Below are 19,995 nucleotides of genomic sequence, written 5' to 3' on the forward strand. Positions count from 1 at the left end.
TTAATAATGTCTATTTTTGTCCCGCTCAAAGTCAAAATCACCCGTAATTTTATTCTGATTTTCCGCTTTTTTCTAATTTGTGTCACATTAGTGCTTATCCCTCAATTAGTTATTGGCCAACCACTTTGCGGCAACGTAAACAATGATGAAAAAATCAATGTCGGCGATCCGGTCTATCTCGTGTATCATCTGTTTCGAGGCGGCCAGGGAATTGATCCGATGCTCTGGGGTGATGTCAATCATGACGGCCTGATTAATATGGCCGATATTGTCTATCTCGTTAATTATATCTTCAAAAGCGGGCCCGCGCCCGGAGAATCATCTTCAAACTGGATCGTCACTCAGGACGGCTCCACTGTTCGGATCGCCTACGGCAGCGATATTTCATACCCGCAATACGCCTCGCTCGATACCGCCGGCAGCTACTTTCGAATGGTCTCCGGAACAGAATCCGGTTGGGGAACATCAATAGTATTGATGCCCACTTTTTGGGAAGGTGGCAAACTACTCCAGGGCGGCACAGTGGTATATTCTTATCAGGAAATCTGCAACGATCTTGTGCTCTCGTTTTCCGGTGATATATCGACTCTGCAAGTCGAAGGCGAAATCATCATCGCGCCGCCCCGGGGCGATTCATCAGTGGCTTCGGTAAAAATTACCGTTACCGGAAGTGTTGAGCCGGATATCCGTCCATGGGAGACTTTTAAACCGCTGATGTTGTCTTCGATGCGTGTTTCTCCCGATTCGTTTGATGCCTCGGTATCTTACGTCGAGGATGCGCAATTTACCATACCCGATGATAGCTGGATGATTTCACCTCCTGATCGGGGCTGTAAGTTCGGACTGATCGGAGGCTCCTGCGTCTGGAAACAAAACGCGCCCACAATTGAAATTATTCTCGAAGATTCTTTGCCGGTAACCGGATGGGTCACGCCGAGTAACGATCCCAACGATGACAATATCGGTTTCTGGCCCGCCTCCGATACGGTTTTATATACCTGGCGCTACCGCATCATTGCCAAACAAACCTTGTAAAAAATCAATAATCTGTATTTCAATAATAGCGTATGCTGGAAACCTATGTTTGGTTGTAGTCGGCGTAAGCCTCGTGCACCAGCAAATATTATTGTGCCGTACAGGTGTCCACCTACGCCGAAAATGGGTTTGTTTCCTCAGATTAACGTTTTGGGTCATATCAACTCGATGGTAATTACGACAGGCGAACTCCTGATTTTCCTGTAGGAGTCGCTCGCGAGCGACCAGCAAAACAGGCTTTCGCCTGTTCCCCAACCAGGCCCCCGCCTGTCTCGAGAGGGGTGCCCGCAGGGGCGGAGTGTGTTTCCATTATTTATTCTCGCCCAATCATCTTATATATGCGAACAAATTAGGTAAAAACATCAAAGTTAACGAATAATTGCGAAGGCCCCATGCGTGCATATAGTGGCATTCTAAATTACAGAAAAAGGATATTTTTTGATCCAAATCAAATTTATTCATACAGAGTGACAATCCGTGTCACTCTAAAGTCTAATTTGCACTTGAATATATTGATCATCCAATATTTATTGTATATATTCACACTGCGCTCACACAGCATCATTCAGATATATAAATCGAGCGGGAAAATATAATCCAAAACTGGGAGGCGTTATGTCTAAAAACATTGTCATTTTCTGTGATGGAACGGGTAATCAATACTGCAAAACCAAGACGAATGTATCAAAACTATTTGAAAAGATCCCCAACCATACCGATGAGCAAATCGCCTATTATAATCCTGGTATAGGGACGCTTGGATCGCGCGTTGCTGTTACGAGGCTTGGCAAATTACTGACAAGATTAATGGGATTGGCATTTGCCCACGGCATCACACGTAACATCGAAGATGCTTACCGGTTCCTTATGTCTACATTTGAAGAAGAAGATAAAATCTTTTTATTTGGCTTTAGTCGGGGCGCATATACAGTACGAGCCTTAGCCGCAATGATTATGAAATGCGGCTTACTATATAAAGGACATGAAAACCTTATTCCGTATGCGACAAAATTGTACCGGAGCCGTAAGATTGAAACTAATGACAAAATGGCCATTGAATTTAGAGAGACATTTTCGAAACAATGTGTACCACATTTTATCGGAGTTTGGGATACTGTCAAAAGCGTCGGCCTATATGATCGCATTAAGTTCAGTGATAGAAAACTTAATGCTGCCATAAAATATGGTTATCATGCTCTCTCAGTAGATGAAAAACGGATTAAGTTCAGACCTGTACTTTGGGAACTGCCTGTAGAGGGCCAAACAATTGAACAGGTGTGGTTTGCAGGAGTTCATTCCGACGTGGGTGGTGGATATATTGAGGATGGTCTTTCAAATATAGCATTGAAATGGATGGCGCAACAAGCCGACGCTTGTGATTTGACGATAAATATGGAGGAGTTTAATTCAATCAAACTCGATTACAAAGACAAAATTCATAATCCCCTTTGGCCAATTTGGTGGATTTTGGGATGGGTGTGGAGATCTATTGCTGAGAAATCGAATATTCATGAAACTGTTAATAAAAGAATGCGAGAGATAAAAAAATATAGACCCCAGAACTTACACTTTAATTAGACCGGTGGTCCGTCCTCTGACGACAGCCGGAAGGTGGGGTCCCGCATGTGAGCATTTACATTTATCCAGCCGATCTGATGTATTTTCAGAATTCATCCTCATATGTAAGATGAAACATATTACAATTAACCAATCGTCCGTAGGGACGCGTTTTCCGCGCCCGCGTGGATATATCAAACAATTATTTTTCGGGCCGGGAAACCCTGCTCCTACAGATAATATAATAACCTGTCATTCCCGAGAGCGAAACCCCCGAAAGGGGTGAAGCGAGTCGGGAATCCATGCGGAGTAAATTATATACTGGATTCCTGCAACGACCCCTTCGGGTCTTTCGGGGAAATAACAAAAAAACATTAAGGTAGAATAAGATAAATGACCAACGCCTTGGCAAAAATTCAGATAAATTACGCGACAGCCAAAAAGGGATGACATCCCCGACAGCTGAAAACAGGCTTTTGCCTGAATCACCACCGACTTGATATGACCCAAAACGTTAATCTGAGGAAACAAACCCATTTTTCAGGGCAAATATGGAATTCTGATGAGCGGTAAATTAGAATAAGCAGGAGCCTGTGAATCGACTCCTGCTTTATATAAATTTCTACTTATGCTCAAATTTGGGAGGGCGTTTTTCGAGGAAGGCTTTGAGGCCTTCGGTGGAGTCTGAATAGCCGTATGTAACTCCAAAAGCTCCGCGTTCGAGATTACATCCCGCCGATAGATTTACGCTCATGCCGTGATTGATTGATTCTTTGGCGAGTTTTAATACCGGCCCGCTTTTGGAGGCGATGTTTTTGGCTATCTCCATGGCTCTGTTCATCAGTTCATCGGGTGCGCATAGCTCATCGACCAAGCCGATACGATAAGCCTCTTCAGCTTTTATCATATCGCCGGTAAAGATAAGTTTTTTGGCCATGCCGATGCCGACCAGTCTTGGGAGACGTTGCGTTCCGCCGTATCCCGGAATAATGCCGACGTTGACTTCGGGCTGACCCAGCTTGGCTTTTTCCGAGGCGATGCGGATATCGCAGGCCATGGCCAGTTCGCATCCTCCGCCGAGAGCGAAACCGTTAACGGCGGCGATTACCGGGCAGGGGAAGTTTTCGATTGTTTTCATCAGGTAATGTCCGATTTCCGATGCATTGGCGGCGGTAGCGGTATTAAGCTCAGACAGTTCGGCAATATCGGCTCCGGCGACGAAGGCTTTACCGGTGCCGGTTAGAATCACACATCTGAAATCAGGATCGATCCAGTTTTTGGAAAAGAAATCATGCAGTTCGGCAATCAGTTCATAGTTGAGCGCGTTGAGTGCTTTCTCGCGGTTGAACGTAACGACCGCGACAGCGTCTTTAATCTCGACGATGATATGTTTGTAATCCATGGTAATCCTCACTTAGATATTAAAAAGTCCCACAAACTTTTCTGTCCAGGGAATTAAATCGTAATGATGACAAGTTAATCGATTTTTATCTTAAGTCAAGAAAGACCGTGACAAATATTATTTACCGTGATATCCTCTGGCATGACGGGCAAAAATGAGCCGAGCGGCTGCCGATTTTCTCACGCCTGATTTTGCGGCCGCATCGAAAGCAGGGTTCATCTTCGCGCCCGTAGGCCCGAAGGTATTTCTGATAACGCCCCGGTTGACCGTTGACGCCGGCGAATGTATCAACAGAAGTTCCCATTAATTTGATCGCTTGCTTCAAGACCGATTGAATATGCCCGTGGAGCTCCGTTAGTTTTTTGCTGGATAGCGAATTTGTCAATCTCTGAGGATGGATGCGGGACAGGTACAGCGACTCATCGGCATAGATATTGCCGATACCGGCGATAAAAGTCTGGTCCAGAAGGGCAGGTTTGATCATTCGGCTTCGAGATTGGCACATAGATAAAAAATCTTCTGCCGACAAATCCAGAGGCTCCGGGCCAAGGTCAGCCAGCCCCGGTTGATTATATATTTCATCGGTTGGGAATAATTTCAAATATCCGAAACGGCGGTAATCATTGAATCTTAAATTGTAATTATTTTTAGTGAAGTCAAAAACAACATGATCATGTTTATCGATCGGAGTTGAAGCGGGCCGATAATAAAAATATCCCGTCATTTTCAGATGTACCCAGAGCGTGTAGTCATTTGATAGATTTATCAGGATATTTTTGGCCCGGCGATTTATTGATTTTATTTTGGTGTTTGAGAGACGCGCCTTGAATTTGGCTCTGCCCGGGAAAATTCTGGCGGTATTTTTTATTGTGATTTTTGATATTTGATGCCCGACGATAGTCTTTGACAATCCTCGAACAACTGTTTCTACTTCAGGGAGCTCCGGCATTAATAATAACTTATTGCGATTTTTTCTTCTGGTAATCCTCGATAGCCGCCTTAAGAGCATCCATGGCCAGGTTACTGCAATGCATTTTTATGGGCGGCAGCCCGCCAAGACCTTCGGCGACGTCGTTGCGCGTAAATTTTATAACATCCTCAATCTTCTTGCCCTTGACCAGTTCCGTTGTAAATGAGCTGGAGGCGATGGCCGCTCCGCAACCAAAGGTCTTGAATTTGACGTCAACGAGAATATCGTCTTCAACTTTTATGTAAAGGGTCATTATATCCCCGCAGGTGGGATTTCCAACGGTTCCGACGCCGTCGGCATCTTCTATTTCACCGGCATTGCGAGGATTCTGAAAATGATCCATTATTTTTTCGTTATACATGTCGTCTCCAGAGGCGCGAACTAAATCAATTTCGGGTGCCATTTATAAAATATGGCCTAAATGCTAAAAAAATTCAGACCCATATTATCCATTATCTTTGCTCGGCAATATACAATTTTTTTTTAGAATTGCAATACTTTTAGAACTTAAAATAGTCATATTAAAACCCCTCTGAACTAACAAAAAACGGCGAACCATTCGGTTCGCCGTCAGTCTCACTATTGAAAGGATTGAGTTAGGCTTGACCTGAATTTTCCGCCGTGGGGGCAATATCTTTGTTGCCTTTTCCGGCAATGGTTTCAAAGGCGGTACCCAGAGCGCCAAGGACACCCGAGGCCTCGATCGGCAGAAAGACCTTGGAAGCCTTTCCGTCGGCGATTTTGGCCAGAGCTTCGAGGTACTTGATCGTTACGACATCCTCGGTCGCCTTCCCGTCATGGATGGCGCTAAAGACATTGACGATTGCCTTCGCCTCACCTTCGGCAAGGGCGATTTCTTTATATTTATCAGCATCTGCAACCCGCTTGATAGCTTCGGCCTGACCTTCAGCCTCGAGAATCGTGGCTTGTTTTTCGCCTTCGGCGCGCAAAATCTGAGATTGCTTAACGCCTTCGGCTTCGAGAATCGTGGCTCTTTTAAGACGTTCCGCTTTCATCTGCTGGCTCATAGCCTGAGTTATGTCCGCCGGTGGATCAATGCGCTGGAGCTCGACGCGATTGACGCGCACACCCCATTTATCGGTAGCGGTATCGAGAACATCGCGAAGCTGTCCGTTTATGACATCGCGGGATGTCAGCGTCTGATCAAGTTCCATTTCGCCAATGATATTACGCAGGTTAGTCTGCGCCAGCTTGGTAGCCGCCCGAATGTAGTTTCCGATCTCGTAGCGTGATTTGACCGGGTCGGTTACCTGGGCGTAAATAATGGCGTCCACCTCGACGCCGACGTTATCCTTGGTAATCACCATTTGCGAGGGGACATCAAGAACGACCTCCCTCATATCGACTTTAATAATCATGTCAAAAAAAGGAATGATTATGTTAAGCCCTGAGTTGAGCGTCTTTTGAAATTTACCCAGTCGTTCCACCAATCCTTTTTCAAAAGGTCTGATGATGCGAAACGACATTCCGATCAGGATAAAGGCAAAGACAACCAGTACCCCGACAAATATGATAAGTCCTGACATGTTTTCCTCCTTGTCTATAAACTATTCAGCTTTTTCAACGTTTAATTTGGCGCCCTCGTAGGAAATAACCTTTACCCGGGCGTCGGCCGGGATTGTTTTTTCGGCTCTGGCCTGCCAGATTTGTCCGTCGATAACCACTTGTCCGGCGATATCGGAAACTTCTTTTTTGACCATGGCGGTTTGGCCGACATAGGCATCCATGTTGCTTTTGATCGGCGATTCTTTGGTGATTTTATTGGCCAGCGGCCGGGTGAGAGGCAGTAATATCAATGATACGACGGCGAAAACCGCGCCCTGTAAGACGTATGAATCGGTAAATAAGGCCGTGATTCCTCCGGCAATGGCTCCGACAACAAAACAGGCAAAGATAAAGCTCGGCGCGAATATTTCGAAGATAATGAAAGCCAGCGCCGCCGCCAGCCATACCCAGATTACTCTATCCATATCAGCCTCCCGCATCAGGCACGAGCTTTTTTAACTCATGCCGACAGGTCTTGTTTGTGTTTTGTATTGTCTAATATACCGGCAGTGACTGATAATATTCAATTAAAAACAGGCGATTTGCTGTCTTTCGTATGTTGCGATTTCTGTCATTTTTCTATCGATTATCTCATCGCCTTGTTGTATAATTGCTTAAACGCAGAGCAATCAAGCAAAGGCTTTGATATAATATGAGCGGACTATTAGACAGATTAAAAGATTCAAAAGAATCGGTCGAAAAGCTGGCCTTGATCGCCGAATCGTCCCATATGCTCAATTCGACGATTGAATATGAAGACGTCCTCAAGTCGGTTTTGCAGCTTCTGACTCAGGCGGTCAATGCCGAAGGAGCTATGGTGTATCGCTATGACGCCGCCAGCGATGAGTTGAGAGGCCGATTTTATTACGGCGATACCGAACCGCAGCGGATGATTATTAAGATGGGTCAGGGATTTGTCGGATGGGTAGCGCAAAACAACCAACCGGTTCTGTCCAACTGTCCATCTGAGGATAAGCGGTACTATCCGGCCTTTACCAAAAACGAAGATTTTGATCTGACATCAATTATTTGCTATCCCCTGACTTTGCGCGGCGAGTTTTTTGGAGTTATCGAGGCGGTTAACGCTCGCGACGGCAAGTTCGAGCAATCAGATTTGGATACGCTGGAGATTTTGTCCGATCAAATCGCATTGGCGATTAATAATGCTCAGTTGTATCGCTCCGCTGTCCGTAAAGCCCTCGAGAAAAAAACATTATTTGATGTCAGCCGATTACTGATGACGTCGTTGAATCTTGATGAAGTATTGCATAATATTTTAATCGCTTTGAAAAACATCATAGAATATCATGCCGGTGGCGTTTATTTAATCAAGGAAGAATCCCAGGATGTCGAATCAATTTCATCGGTTGGGTATGATGATGTTATAAACGCCGATTTGCATCTGAAAGTAGGACAGGGTATCGTCGGCAACGTCGCCAAAAGCGGACAGGCTGAAATCATATCAGATGTTTCCAAAGATAACCGATATATTAACGCCCGCCCGGAAACGAATTCCGAAATCGTTGTCCCCATCATGCTGGACATGAAACTCGTCGGGGTTTTAAATCTCGAACATAACAATCATGACGCCTTTTCCGATGAAGATAAGGATATCCTGACAACGTTTGCTACTCAGGCGGCAATATCAATCGAGCGGGCCCGTTTGCATAAGTATATGCTTGATCAGAAAAAGATTGAAGAGCAGTTGCATATCGCCCGAACGATTCAAAAAACTTTCCTGCCCGATGAAGTTCCCCGGATTGACAGATATGATTTGTGGGGAACCAATATTCCCTCGGGTGAAGTCGGTGGCGATTATTATGATTTTATTAACATAGTGCAGAATCAGTTCGGTATCACCATCGCGGATGTATCCGGCAAGGGCATCCCCGCCGCTCTCATTATGGCGTCATTTCGAGCTTCACTTATTGCCGAGATTAGAAACAATTACGCTATCCGTACTATTTGCCGCAAAGTAAACAATCTTCTATGTGAATCATTGGAATCGGAAAATTTTGTCACTGCCATCTATGGAGTTTTAGATTCCAAAAATTCAATCTTTACTTTTTCCAATTGCGGTCATAATCCGGGTTTGTTGGTCAGGAAAGACAATTCGGTTGAGGAGCTTTTTGAAGGCGGCCTGATTCTCGGCGTCCGACCCGACGTCCGTTATGAAGAACGTCCGATTTATATCAATGCCGGAGATATCCTGTGCCTGTTTACCGACGGCATCACCGAAGCGGAAAATAAAAAAGGCGAGCAGTTTGAAACCGAGCGGATGGTTGAGATTATAAAAAAACACAGGAAGTTATCGGCATCAGAGATTGGTCATAAGATGCTGTCTGCCGTTCACGGATTCGCCCACCCCGACTTTATAATGGATGATTTGACTGTTATCCTGCTTAAGAGATTGTAAGGGGGAAGCCACTCGAAAAAAGCCGCACTTTTTGGGATGGGTCACCAGTCGTTCCCATCTGACATTTTTCTTTCACAGAGTTACATTGACTGTTTCTCCAACGCTTCCTGAAGGCTTTTGGTTACTGCTTCAAGTCGCTCACTTACTTTAATGGATAATTCAGACTCTTTACGCATTACCTTATTGAGGATCGATACTTGATTAAGGAAGCTCAAGTATGATACTTGAATCTGAACCAACCGCTGAGCACTCTTACCTATTGACCTAAGAGGATTAACTATAAGCGATGTTATGATGCCCGCTATCCCAAATCCACCAAAAACTGCTGGTTCCCAACCAGGTTTTAGAATAGCGATTATAAATGACCCCAAAACGAGTATGGCTCCACAAGCAAGGATTGTCTTATTTATGTTGGCTGTTTTTTCCAATGCCGCAGAGGCTTTTTGTATCGTTTGTTTAACCAAGATTTGAACGTCCCCTGATTCAAGTCCTGGGACAATTTGATTCGGCGCAGTATCCAGTTCTCTCACTTCTAGTGCATCAATTGCCATTTGGACTATTTTTTCTACGTCCTCTTTTGTTTTTCCATTATGCGGGACGTAATTTGGACTTAAATCATGAGCCACAATATTTTGCAAATCTCGCAATCGGACCCGTGCCTTACGGGATAACCAATATGACGCAAGTTTATTGGCCATAGAATTAGCCAACTGAATGAATTTATCTGCGGCGGTATCGTATGGAAGTTTATAATAATGGTCAAGAAAGCGCCATTTCCATGAGGTGGGTACATTCGGCATTTCATGCAATTGCTCGCGAGTACCCAGTAGGCAAATCGGTACCTCAGGCAGGCGATCACGGATGTTCTCGATTAATTTCACGCTATCTGGTGTATTTAGGTCAAATATGTCAATTATTAGTGCATTGGTTTTTTCATTAAGTACTTGTTTAAGAGTAGAGTCAAGACTATTCGTTAGCATAACTTCTGCAATAAATTCATGTTTTAGTAATATATCTTTTAATGCACCAACAATAGTCCCATTTGTACTCGCAATTGCTATGCTTATTATCGTTTTTCTGTCCATTATAGATCCTCCAAGACCATTTGTACATAATCCCTCTATGGGTTTGGTTATTATTCTCTGATCGATTGCGTAGTAATCGCAATCTGCCGTAACAGGAAAAATTTACAGCACGATCAGTATTTGACTTATCATAATGTTTAAGACGCACAACACAAATATTAATAAGAATATCTATCAAAGTCAAACACTATTTGCGGAAACCCACCCCAAAAAAGCTTCGCTTTTCTGGGATGGATCATCACATTTTGTAGCATATTATTAACCGAGAACTCACTTGACAAATTGCGAAATTAGGCGATATTTAAGTTAGATAGTCTTAGAAATACTTATCCGTAAACGGAGGTATCTATGTTCAGAAAAATCCTTTCATTAATATTTATTATAGCCTTTGCCGCAGTTTGGTATGGTTGCGGCGGCGATGATGACAACGGCGTTGGGCCGACGCCCCCTCCTCCGCCTCCGCGTTTGGTCGTGGAAGCTCATCAGAGTCCGGGCCTGAATTCGGTCGATCATGCCGTCTGGAATTCGATTGAAGCAGTTGATGTTTCCGTGGGTGATTCATCCAAATATAACGCCGGAGTGAGTTTTACCAATAATTTAACCGCCAGCATGAAGGCCTTGACTGCCAATGATTCCATTTTTGTCAGAGTTGAGTGGAATGATAATTCCGAGGATAACCAATTCGGGCAGTTACAGGCTCGCTGGCTAAACAATACAATTAACTGGGAAGAAATAGACACTACTCTGTTTGCAAATGAAGATCGATTTTATGTAATTATTGACAACGGGGGACCCAACGGCGCTGATTGTTCGGCCTTATGCCACAGTACGGCCAACGCTTCCGGCAGAAAGCTCTACGGCGCAACTGGTGATGACGCTGATGTGTGGCACTGGAAAGCAAACCGAACGGGACTGGCCAGTTATGCTGAAGATATGCATATTACAACTACTACGACTGCAACAGATCCTCAAGCATCAACGGGCGGAGAGTTATACTATAGGAATTTCGGAGCATTTCCCAGCCCCCGGCCACTTTATATGCATCCAGATTCCACAGATTATACCGGGCCGGATCTTCTGGAAGGAATATATATAGGCTATATACACAGCCATAGCTGGGCGAGTGTTACCGATTCGAATGGAGTAAAAATGCCCGGTTTTTATTTAAATCATCTTTCCGGCGCTAACGGTTCTCGCTGGGATGTTCGTGCGGTTTCGGAACATGACGGTTTGGGATGGACGGTTGTTTTCGCTCGTCAGCTTACCACAGCGGACGCCGATGACGTCGATTTGAGTTTCTCAATCCCGGATTCGCTGCAGATTTCAATCGCGATCGGCAACAATTCGGGCATGAAACATCATGGGGCGCCGCCGTTTTATATGGTATTTGAATAAGAATATTCGATGATAAAAGCCAAAAAACCCGCTCCTGGCGGGTTTTTTTAATCGTTGTAAGTTAAACAACTACAGGACATAATCTCCAGTATTTTATGTAATACCTATATTTAGGCCATAAAGTACTTGACAATTTTTGACATTTTATTTTATTGAGAATGGAAGTTTGTCGCCATCCCACAGGTTCTCCTATGGGGACCTTCCCCCTCTGTCCCTACAGAACCCTTGGCCGGCAAGCTTCCATTTTTTTGTTAATATTGAATTCGGATAATTATGTCAACAAAAAAGACGCCGATTTTTTATATTTGGATGTTTTTTTGGCTATTCGCCGTCTCTGACATTGAAGCTATAGATTTTCCAGATATCGTTTATTTTGCGCAGGCCGAATTTGGTCAGGTATTGAGTATTAGTAGTCGGATTAATAAATGAAACCTCGACTGTGGCGCTGTCGCCGAAATCCTCGGCGTTATTGACAATCCGCTGCATGGAAAACCACCGCTGCTTGGTGAGCCCCCCATCCATCAAGTCGTCAATTATCTCCGTCGGGAATTTGAAGTTCCGCGCGGTATCACCGGAGAGGGCGTAATCGGCGGATTGGGGCTTCATCATTCGCTCGAAATCAATATAATGGGCCAACGCCGTGTCATCATTCTCTTCCATAGCTCCAAAGAACTTGATAACGACTTTTCTCGGATCCTGATCGGTATTAGGCTTTGAAGAACATCCGCCCAAAGCCAGAATCCCGATTAAAAATAAAGCCAGCAAATTTTTGTACATCTTAAAAGCCCCCTGTAAATGTTACCCGATGACTTGATCCCAGATCAAGATAAGGCATAAAGGCATAAGAAATTTGAAGTTGTTTGTAATCGAGCCCGAAGCCAAACGCGAATCCTCCCAGCCCATCTCTGTCGGAACCGGTTTTATAATTCTGACCAAAGGTCGAATACCCCAGCCTCAGATATAAAGGCTCCAGTTTATAGAATTCCAAACCGGCGCTGATATACAAGTCATTGTCATTGGGATAAACTCCGTTTAATGAAACTATAACGGGGAGTTCGCGAAGCGAATGAGACACTCCGGCGCGGACGCCCGTCGGTAATTTGTCTTTGTGTGAGTAATCCGAAGCGGCTGAAAATCCGGAAAGAACTCCGCCGAAATTATATACCGAGACACCGGCGTTAGTTAGAGAATCTCCGAAAAAATTCGTCAACATCAGTCCAAAATCAACCGCAATCGCCTGAGATGAATAGCCGTCAGCCGATTCGGAAATAAATTTCGCGTTGATGCCCGCCGAGAGAAATGAACCAATAAATCGCGAATAGTTGGCGCCGATTAAGAAATCTCCTCCGGAGAATGTCGGATCGGCGTTATCAACTACGCCATTGACGTCGGTTCGTATAAATTCGCCAAAATTCATGTAGGAAATAAACAGGCCGATATTTCCATAGGTCTTGAAAGGCATGGTCGCGGCCACGAATCCGGATTGAACATCGAGGACATAATTATGATAACCGGCTAAAAACTGGCGACCGTCAAGGTGGGCGGTTCCGGCCGGATTATAATAGATTATCGAAGGATCGCCCGCTATGGAAACAAAGGCTCCGCCCAGAGAAACCGCCCGGGCGCCAACTCCCTGTTTCAAAAACGAGAATCCAGTGGTCCCCGCGTTTTTGTTTATGTCTCCGGCATTGATCGGGATATTTGACATCATTAGTACAGCGAAGATTATTATCAAAACGGCGGTTTTTCTACTCATACGGTCAAAGAAATTATTCATAGTAACTCATTTCGTGTAGATGCCTGCGGCATCAAATTCAAAATTAAATCGGCCAGTCTATTATACACAATTCAAACTCAAATCTCACCAGCTTTTAGTCGTTTTATCCAAAATATCTGCCGTCAGAAGAGAAATTACGCGATCCTGCCCTTCGCCCTCTTCGGTTTCGGTATTGGCATCATAGACGCCTTCAGCATAAAAAGTCTCTTCCCAGATAATATCCTCGGTATTGGCTTTGGCGATCTTAACTCTCAGCGAGACTTTAACGGCATATTTGGTAACATTATCCTGCTGGTCGAAAGTATGCGGATCGCGGCGATAGCTGATAACCGTTCCGTTTAATACCGCTTCGGCTTTATCGGACTCTTTTACCTGAACGGTGTTATCCAGCACAAAAGCATCAATAACGGCGTCGGTCAACCGGTCGCCCATTTCGTATTGAATGGTATTATTTTCGAACTGGGCGACATATACCGATTGAAAAGCGGATTTGCCCGAAGGCGAAAACGAATACGGTCCACATCCGGAAACGATTATCAAAATCAGTAATGCCTGTACGACTAAACGCTTCATTTTTCGATTATGACTTTCCCGTTTTTAATAACTGTATCCACCAGATTAACGCCGTAATGATATGGCAGTTCCCGATAATCTTCCATATCCCAGATGACGATATCGGCCGGTAGATTTTTTTCCAAACGCCCGAGACGTTCGCCCTGACCGATCGCGCAGGCGGCATTGACGGTCACCGCCGAGAGAGATTCAGCAGCGGTCATTTTCAGTTTTACGGCAGCCAGTGATATTATCATCGGTAATGATTCGGTCATTGATGAACCGGGATTGCAGTCGGTCGAGAGCGCAACGATAACTCCTTTTTCAATCATTTCCCGGGCCGGAGCCGATTCTTTTAGGTCAAGCGCGAATGCGGTTCCGGGAAGAAGCACCGCGACGGTATCCGAATTGGCCAGTTGCCTGATTCCCGCTTTTGAAATGCATCCGAGATGGTCGGCCGAAACCGCGTCTAATTCAACCGCCAGTTCTGCGCCTCCGGTCGATTTGATTTCATCGGCGTGCAGTTTCGGTTTCATTCCGGCTTGTCTGGCAGCCATCAGAATTTTGCGTGATTCATCGACGGTAAAGACACCTTCCTCGCAGAAAACATCACAGAACAACGCCAGGTTTTGTTCGGCCACGGCCGGAATCATTTCATTTATGACCAGATCAACATAAGCGTCTCGGTTATCCCGGTATTCATCCGGTATTTCATGCGCTCCGAGAAAAGTCGGATATAGATCCATCGATTCCTGCTCATTGAGCTTTTGAATCGCTTCCAGCATTTTAATTTCGGATTTGGTCGAGAGACCATATCCGGACTTGGCTTCCATTGATGTTACGCCGTAAGACATCAGAGTATCGATGGTTTTGCGGGTCCGCTCCATTAGAGATTTTTCGTCGGCTTCCCTCAGACACCGAACCGATGCGCGAATACCTCCTCCGGCCCGGGCTATTTCCATGTACGATTTTCCGGAGAGGCGCATTTCGAATTCAAGTTCACGGGTTCCGGCAAAAACCGGATGGGTATGGGGATCAATCAGACCGGGAGTGACAACCTTGTTTTCCGCGGAAATAACAACACAGTTTTCGGCTGGGTCAATTTTCCCGCTTTTTTTATCGCCCGAGCCGATGGCCGTAACCGTTTCACCGGAAACGGCGACGAATCCGTTTTCAATCAAACCGATTTCCGACATAGCCGTGCCGCGACGCGGTACGGAACCGCGCATACTGATCAGTTGCCCGATGTCTTCTATCAGGAGAGTCGTTTTTTTCTGATTATTGGTATTAGCCATTTTCTATTTAATCATGGGAAGTTTAATGCTGTTAGCCCTGGCAAATTTCGATGCCTCTTTATAACCGGCGTCTGCGTGGCGCATTATTCCCGTGCCCGGATCATTAGTCAGAACGCGATTCAATCTTTTACCCATATCTTTGGTGCCGTCGGCGCATATTACCAACCCGGCATGAATGGCGTTGCCGATCCCGACTCCGCCGCCGTGATGAATTGAAACCCAGCTGGCGCCCGAGGCGACGTTGAGCATGCCGTTTAATAACGGCCAGTCGGCGATGGCGTCGGAACCGTCCAGCATCGCTTCGGTTTCGCGATAAGGACTTGCTACCGATCCGCAATCGAGATGATCACGACCGATAACAACCGGCGCGGAAATTTTGCCCTTCCTGACGTAATTGTTCAGTATTTCACCAAAGCGCGCTCGTTCGCCGTAACCCAGCCAGCAAATCCGGGCGGGCAATCCCTGATAGGGGATTTTTTCCCGCGCCAGACGAATCCAGCGCATCAATGATTCATTATCTTTAAACTCTTTCTGGACGATTTTGTCGGTGACGTCGATGTCTTTGGGGTCGCCGGACAGAGCCACCCACCGAAACGGTCCGCGGCCGCTGCAGAATAACGGCCGGATATATTCGGGCACGAATCCCGGATAATCAAAAGCCTGGGTCAGCCCGCCTTTCTTGGCCTGCCCTCTGAGGTTATTGCCGTAATCAAAAACGATTGAGCCGGCTTTTTTGAAGCGAAGCATTGCTTCGCAATGTCGCACCATTGAGGCGTAAGAGCGCTTAATATAATCGGTGGGATTTTTCTTGCGCAGTTTGATCGCTTCGTTTATAGTCAACCCTTCCGGGACATAGCCGTTGAGTTCATCATGAGCCGAAGTTTGGTCGGTGACGATATCGGGAATCATACCCCGCCTGAATATTTCAGGGAAAATCTCGGCGCAGTTCCCGACCAGGCCGATGGATATCGGTTCATTTGAGGCCGTATGTTCTTTAATCAGTTTTAGCGCTTTATCCAGCGTCTTGATTTTGATGTCGCAGAAACCCGTCTTGATACGGCGGTTAATCTTCGCTTCGTCAACTTCGACGACAATGATCGAAGCGTTGTTCATCGTTCCCGATAAGGGCTGAGCGCTTCCCATCCCACCCATGCCGCCGGTTAATATCCATCGCCTCGAGAGATCGCCCTTGAAATGCTTGTCCGCCAAAGCGGCAAAAGTTTCATAGGTGCCTTGAATAATCCCCTGGGTGCCGATATAAATCCAGCTTCCCGCCGTCATCTGCCCGAACATAATCAGACCCAACCGCTCCAGCTGCCGGAATTTCTCCCAGGTCGCCCAGTGAGGCACCAGATGGCTGTTGGCGATTATAACTCGCGGTGAATATTCATGCGTCCGGAAAATACCGACCGGTTTTCCCGATTGTATCAAAAGAGTTTCATCGTTTTCCAGTTTTTTCAGCGAGTTCATTATAGCATGGTAGCAGTTCCAATCGCGGGCGGCTTTGCCGGAACCGCCGTAGATAACCAGATTCTTTGGATCCTCGGCGACTTCCTCATCGAGATTATTGTTGAGCATCCGTAACGCGGCTTCCTGTTGCCAGCCTTTACAACTGATTTTTTGGCCTCGAGGGGCTTTAACGGGCGTATATTTCATCGTTTTTCCTGCCTTAAATTTCACTTACACAGAGCCGTAAGGTAAAAATCGTCGACGCAGAAGTCAAACAATTTCGATATGGGCCTAAAAAGCAATTGGGACCTTGAAATCGAGAATTAAACAATGAATGCAACATTATGGCTATAATTGGTAGATATATATTTAAATAATATTGGAACTTATTCTTGACTTAAACAATAGAATTGATATATTGATAAAGAGTCGTTAGTGGGGATTTTTTCTCTATAATAATTTTGCTTATACCTTGTTTTGCAAACATGGAGGTATGTTTATGGGTATTAAGGACACGAGTACCAAAACGGGAATAATATACATTGTTGTTGGCGGATTGGTCGCATTTCTCGCCGTCGCGCTGGCGATTCCTGTCGGCATGGCAATTAGCGGTAAAGCCGGAATCGGCGAAATAACTCCGGAAACTCTTCCCAATCGAACCACTCTCAAAATCGGTCAAACGGCCCCTGCTCTTGAACTTAAGAATCTGGACGGCCGGCCCGTAAGTTGGGCGGATATCACCGGCGGACGGCCGACGGTCGTCGCCGTTATTTTGCCTGGGTGTCAGCCGTGCGAGCAGATACTTAACTGGTGGGAGCACAATGAATACAAAAACGGCAAAAACGGTATAAATATGGTCCTTCTGGTCTCGTTATCCGTCGGAAATATTGAATTTGAAGAAATTATGATGTATGAGCACCTGTTTCCCATTTATACGACGAGCTTCAAGGACTTGGGCAGTGTTTGCGGCATATCGAGTTACCCCAGCATGTTCGCGCTTGATGGCCAGGGTAATATTGCCTTTGTGGCCAACGGGCTTCTCAGGGATCTGGATTACGAATTTTTTGAAGAATACTTGAAGTAAATCTATCTGAGTTTCGCTGCCAGGACGTTTGTTGCATTGTGTAGCGACAACCCTCGGGTTGTCGTTTGGTCAGGACAACTCGAGAGTTGTCCCTACACGGAAACGATGTGCTGTCGGTTCTTTAGCGAAGCGGTGAACCGACGGTTGAAGACCGCCAGGTCACAATTTCGCTTTGCGAAATCAAGACCCGGCGGAACGATGAAGGAGTATTTGTAAGAAAAATCTTTCTTATTGCTAGTGTAAGGAAGCGTTAACTAATAATCTTAACTTTTTACATGGAGGTAAGAACCATGAAAAAACTAACCATTTTTTCAAGCCTGTTTCTGCTCGTCTTCAGCCTGACAATCGGTATTACGGTCGGGCTGACAGGAGAGGCACAGGCAATACCATGTCAAGGTATGTGTATCTATAGTATTTTCCCTGAATGCAGACCTGATACTCCACCTGAATGTGAACAACATATGGCTGGCCCCAATGGCCTTTACTCACCATGGGAGTGCACTGCTGGTTACGGTTGGTGTCCCGAACAAAGGATTGGTTGTTGCGACTATATGCCTCCGAAATAACTGAATGACTTGTCATTTTTTGACCAGTTGGGGATAATGCCCCGGCTGGTTTAATCACATTCTGACCTAAATTGAAATCCGGCTCGGGGACGCCCGGGCCGGATTATTTCGTAATTGTGGATTTTTAAATTGTAGGAGGGAGAAACTCTCTATTTCAACAAAATCATCTTTTTTGTTTCGGAATGATTGTCGGATTTGACGCTGTAGAAATATATCCCGGACGGTAACCGGTTGCCGTTCGAATCGGTCCCATCCCAAATAATCTGATGAATACCGGCGGTTAGAGTCATACTTATCGGGATGGCGACGGTTTCGCCCAGCATATTATATATTCTCAATTCAACATGACTTCTTTTGGGAATAAAAAATTCAATAATTGTCGCGGGATTAAACGGATTTGGGAAGTTCTGTTTCAGGGATAAAGTATTAGGCAATATTCCAATCCCGTTTTCGTCAACATTATTCATGATATCTTCTGAACCGGCTATCACGAATACGGCCCCGGTTCGATCATCACTATCGACATAATTAAACATGAAATCATCAATGCCATCGCCATTAAAATCACCGGCTGCAGAAACGGTGTTACAATAGCCTGACGAAAATTCTGGCGGTAAATCCTGATGATAGACAGCTTCATCAGGTATGGAATCCGCTGAAGGGCCGCCGAGGTAGATATATGCCAATGTATTGTTTGACCTTCTGCCATTGCATATTAAATCATTAAAGCCATCATTATTAATATCGCCTGCACTGGCTAATGAATTGGCCCCATACTCCATTTTCAAATCAAGTAAAGTATCAACACTTGGACCGCAAAAGTATATTAATATATCTGAGTTATACATACTTAAACTAATACCAATATCTTCCCAGCTATCACCATTGAAGTCGCCAATATTTTTTAATCTCATGGGAAAATATTCTGCATCCATGTCATAATTATACTCTTCCGGCGCTTGTATGATAAAGTCAGGCTCGGTTCCAAACTCAGGCCCAAGAAAAACGCCTATAAAACCAACATGACCCCAAACATATCCAAACATTGAATAACAAATATCTTTGTGGCCATCACCGTTAAAATCAATTATCTCAATAAAAATGAGTCTGTGCGAGGAAGGAAGCTCATAAGACCAGTCATGCTCTCGGTCAATAAGAAGATAGCCCGAATAAAATCGCAAAAACCTTCCAATTACCATATCTTCATAAATCACAACATCTGGGTAGTTATCATCGTCAATTAAACCTATCTTATAAGCATTGCCTGACCTGGTGTCATTAACAAACGTATCGGGAACTAACGAATCAAACGGAGCGGTTGCCAGAGAATCGGCATATCCTCGATAGAAATACAATCCATTTGTATTCAAATTTCCCTGTATGTATGATACACCATCATTTATACCGTCCCCGGTAAAATCTACTGAACATTGAAAACTAGAACATGAATCATAAAAGGCATCGGGAATTGTGTCTGCCGGATTTCCACCGTAGAAGATAAAGACTCCAAAGGGACTATTTCTCCTAAGTGCAATATCATCATAACCATCGCCATTTATATCGCCCAAAGACCACATAGAAACACCAATCCAGGACAATGAATCGGGCCCGCGGACGTGAAATATAATCCGCTCGGGATCGATTTGGGCGTCGGCTTCGGCGACGCCGGAAATCCCCAGAATCAAAATTGGCAAAATTAACAAGATTAAAAAGCGCATAACACAGTTCTCCCCTGCTCTTTCCTAAATGCAATATACTAATAACTCTTAAATAAGCAATAAACAATAACCATGGTAAGACTACATTATTTTGTCATTCACCTTTTCCATTAAGGGCGCATATTTTT

The 19,995-nt window shown here is 45.0% G+C and carries 17 protein-coding genes; 5 read left to right on the forward strand and 12 right to left on the reverse strand.

What is annotated here, in order from left to right; all coding sequences use genetic code 11:
• Positions 1-6: 6 nt before the first annotated feature.
• A complete protein-coding gene (locus tag V3V99_14625) occupies positions 7-1,035 on the forward strand; it encodes a dockerin type I repeat-containing protein (GenBank protein MEE9443896.1) in 1,029 nt (342 codons plus the stop codon).
• Positions 1,036-1,650: 615 nt separating this feature from the next.
• Positions 1,651-2,613 carry a DUF2235 domain-containing protein gene (locus V3V99_14630; GenBank protein MEE9443897.1) on the forward strand — a complete coding sequence of 321 codons (963 nt, stop codon included), beginning with the start codon at positions 1,651-1,653 and terminating at the stop codon, positions 2,611-2,613.
• A gap of 601 nt (positions 2,614-3,214) precedes the next feature.
• Here the strand turns inward: V3V99_14630 and V3V99_14635 are convergent.
• The 5 genes from V3V99_14635 to V3V99_14655 all read right to left on the reverse strand — a co-directional run bounded on the left by V3V99_14635 (position 3,215) and on the right by V3V99_14655 (position 6,955).
• Complete coding sequence (locus tag V3V99_14635) at positions 3,215-3,994, reverse strand: enoyl-CoA hydratase-related protein (GenBank protein MEE9443898.1); 780 nt, start codon at positions 3,992-3,994, stop codon at positions 3,215-3,217.
• Positions 3,995-4,115: 121 nt separating this feature from the next.
• A complete protein-coding gene (gene mutM, locus V3V99_14640; GenBank protein ID MEE9443899.1) occupies positions 4,116-4,943 on the reverse strand; it encodes a bifunctional DNA-formamidopyrimidine glycosylase/DNA-(apurinic or apyrimidinic site) lyase in 828 nt (275 codons plus the stop codon).
• A gap of 10 nt (positions 4,944-4,953) precedes the next feature.
• Positions 4,954-5,325, reverse strand: coding sequence for a Fe-S cluster assembly scaffold protein NifU (gene nifU, locus V3V99_14645; GenBank protein ID MEE9443900.1), 372 nt, complete (start codon positions 5,323-5,325; stop codon positions 4,954-4,956).
• A gap of 235 nt (positions 5,326-5,560) precedes the next feature.
• A complete protein-coding gene (locus V3V99_14650) occupies positions 5,561-6,511 on the reverse strand; it encodes an SPFH domain-containing protein (protein MEE9443901.1) in 951 nt (316 codons plus the stop codon).
• 21 nt (positions 6,512-6,532) lie between these two features.
• Entirely contained in the window at positions 6,533-6,955 is a 423-nt protein-coding gene (locus tag V3V99_14655) for an NfeD family protein (GenBank protein ID MEE9443902.1), read from the reverse strand.
• A gap of 227 nt (positions 6,956-7,182) precedes the next feature.
• On the opposite strand from V3V99_14655, the gene V3V99_14660 reads away from it, so the two are divergent.
• Positions 7,183-8,946: a GAF domain-containing SpoIIE family protein phosphatase gene (locus V3V99_14660; protein ID MEE9443903.1), complete on the forward strand. Its 1,764-nt coding sequence runs from the start codon at positions 7,183-7,185 to the stop codon at positions 8,944-8,946.
• Positions 8,947-9,026: 80 nt separating this feature from the next.
• Here V3V99_14660 and V3V99_14665 read toward each other — a convergent pair whose 3' ends face one another.
• On the reverse strand, positions 9,027-10,031 hold the full coding sequence (locus V3V99_14665; protein ID MEE9443904.1) for a hypothetical protein: 1,005 nt from the start codon (positions 10,029-10,031) through the stop codon (positions 9,027-9,029).
• A 348-nt stretch (positions 10,032-10,379) separates the two neighbouring features.
• On the opposite strand from V3V99_14665, the gene V3V99_14670 reads away from it, so the two are divergent.
• Entirely contained in the window at positions 10,380-11,426 is a 1,047-nt protein-coding gene (locus V3V99_14670; GenBank protein ID MEE9443905.1) for an ethylbenzene dehydrogenase-related protein, read from the forward strand.
• Between the two features lie 321 nt (positions 11,427-11,747).
• Here V3V99_14670 and V3V99_14675 read toward each other — a convergent pair whose 3' ends face one another.
• The 5 genes from V3V99_14675 to hutU form a co-directional block, all read right to left on the reverse strand.
• Positions 11,748-12,203 (reverse strand): hypothetical protein, encoded by a 456-nt coding sequence (locus tag V3V99_14675; protein MEE9443906.1) that lies wholly within the window; start codon positions 12,201-12,203, stop codon positions 11,748-11,750.
• A gap of 1 nt (position 12,204) precedes the next feature.
• On the reverse strand, positions 12,205-13,203 hold the full coding sequence (locus tag V3V99_14680; GenBank protein MEE9443907.1) for a PorV/PorQ family protein: 999 nt from the start codon (positions 13,201-13,203) through the stop codon (positions 12,205-12,207).
• Between the two features lie 84 nt (positions 13,204-13,287).
• Entirely contained in the window at positions 13,288-13,776 is a 489-nt protein-coding gene (locus V3V99_14685; protein MEE9443908.1) for an LptE family protein, read from the reverse strand.
• Entirely contained in the window at positions 13,773-15,050 is a 1,278-nt protein-coding gene (gene hutI / locus V3V99_14690) for an imidazolonepropionase (GenBank protein ID MEE9443909.1), read from the reverse strand. Before hutI ends, V3V99_14685 begins: the two co-directional genes overlap by 4 nt.
• A gap of 3 nt (positions 15,051-15,053) precedes the next feature.
• Complete coding sequence (gene hutU, locus V3V99_14695; protein ID MEE9443910.1) at positions 15,054-16,706, reverse strand: urocanate hydratase; 1,653 nt, start codon at positions 16,704-16,706, stop codon at positions 15,054-15,056.
• A 292-nt stretch (positions 16,707-16,998) separates the two neighbouring features.
• Between hutU and V3V99_14700 the strand changes: the two genes are divergently transcribed.
• Positions 16,999-17,583: a hypothetical protein gene (locus V3V99_14700; protein MEE9443911.1), complete on the forward strand. Its 585-nt coding sequence runs from the start codon at positions 16,999-17,001 to the stop codon at positions 17,581-17,583.
• Between the two features lie 715 nt (positions 17,584-18,298).
• On the opposite strand, the gene V3V99_14705 is transcribed toward V3V99_14700, so the two are convergent.
• Positions 18,299-19,867, reverse strand: coding sequence for a T9SS type A sorting domain-containing protein (locus V3V99_14705; GenBank protein MEE9443912.1), 1,569 nt, complete (start codon positions 19,865-19,867; stop codon positions 18,299-18,301).
• Positions 19,868-19,995: the final 128 nt, after the last annotated feature.

The organism is Candidatus Zixiibacteriota bacterium (assembly GCA_036480375.1).
GTDB lineage: Bacteria > Zixibacteria > MSB-5A5 > GN15 > JAAZOE01 > JAZGGI01.

What these genes read in the sequence shown, in the direction of transcription:
- V3V99_14625 (MEE9443896.1), top strand. Translation starts at nt 7, where the DNA reads ATGTCTATTTTTGTCCCGCTCAAAGTCAAAATCACCCGTAATTTTATT.
- V3V99_14630 (MEE9443897.1), top strand. Translation starts at nt 1,651, where the DNA reads ATGTCTAAAAACATTGTCATTTTCTGTGATGGAACGGGTAATCAATAC.
- V3V99_14635 (MEE9443898.1), bottom strand. Translation starts at nt 3,994, where the DNA reads ATGGATTACAAACATATCATCGTCGAGATTAAAGACGCTGTCGCGGTC.
- mutM (MEE9443899.1), bottom strand. Translation starts at nt 4,943, where the DNA reads ATGCCGGAGCTCCCTGAAGTAGAAACAGTTGTTCGAGGATTGTCAAAG.
- nifU (MEE9443900.1), bottom strand. Translation starts at nt 5,325, where the DNA reads ATGTATAACGAAAAAATAATGGATCATTTTCAGAATCCTCGCAATGCC.
- V3V99_14650 (MEE9443901.1), bottom strand. Translation starts at nt 6,511, where the DNA reads ATGTCAGGACTTATCATATTTGTCGGGGTACTGGTTGTCTTTGCCTTT.
- V3V99_14655 (MEE9443902.1), bottom strand. Translation starts at nt 6,955, where the DNA reads ATGGATAGAGTAATCTGGGTATGGCTGGCGGCGGCGCTGGCTTTCATT.
- V3V99_14660 (MEE9443903.1), top strand. Translation starts at nt 7,183, where the DNA reads ATGAGCGGACTATTAGACAGATTAAAAGATTCAAAAGAATCGGTCGAA.
- V3V99_14665 (MEE9443904.1), bottom strand. Translation starts at nt 10,031, where the DNA reads ATGGACAGAAAAACGATAATAAGCATAGCAATTGCGAGTACAAATGGG.
- V3V99_14670 (MEE9443905.1), top strand. Translation starts at nt 10,380, where the DNA reads ATGTTCAGAAAAATCCTTTCATTAATATTTATTATAGCCTTTGCCGCA.
- V3V99_14675 (MEE9443906.1), bottom strand. Translation starts at nt 12,203, where the DNA reads ATGTACAAAAATTTGCTGGCTTTATTTTTAATCGGGATTCTGGCTTTG.
- V3V99_14680 (MEE9443907.1), bottom strand. Translation starts at nt 13,203, where the DNA reads ATGAATAATTTCTTTGACCGTATGAGTAGAAAAACCGCCGTTTTGATA.
- V3V99_14685 (MEE9443908.1), bottom strand. Translation starts at nt 13,776, where the DNA reads ATGAAGCGTTTAGTCGTACAGGCATTACTGATTTTGATAATCGTTTCC.
- hutI (MEE9443909.1), bottom strand. Translation starts at nt 15,050, where the DNA reads ATGGCTAATACCAATAATCAGAAAAAAACGACTCTCCTGATAGAAGAC.
- hutU (MEE9443910.1), bottom strand. Translation starts at nt 16,706, where the DNA reads ATGAAATATACGCCCGTTAAAGCCCCTCGAGGCCAAAAAATCAGTTGT.
- V3V99_14700 (MEE9443911.1), top strand. Translation starts at nt 16,999, where the DNA reads ATGGGTATTAAGGACACGAGTACCAAAACGGGAATAATATACATTGTT.
- V3V99_14705 (MEE9443912.1), bottom strand. Translation starts at nt 19,867, where the DNA reads ATGCGCTTTTTAATCTTGTTAATTTTGCCAATTTTGATTCTGGGGATT.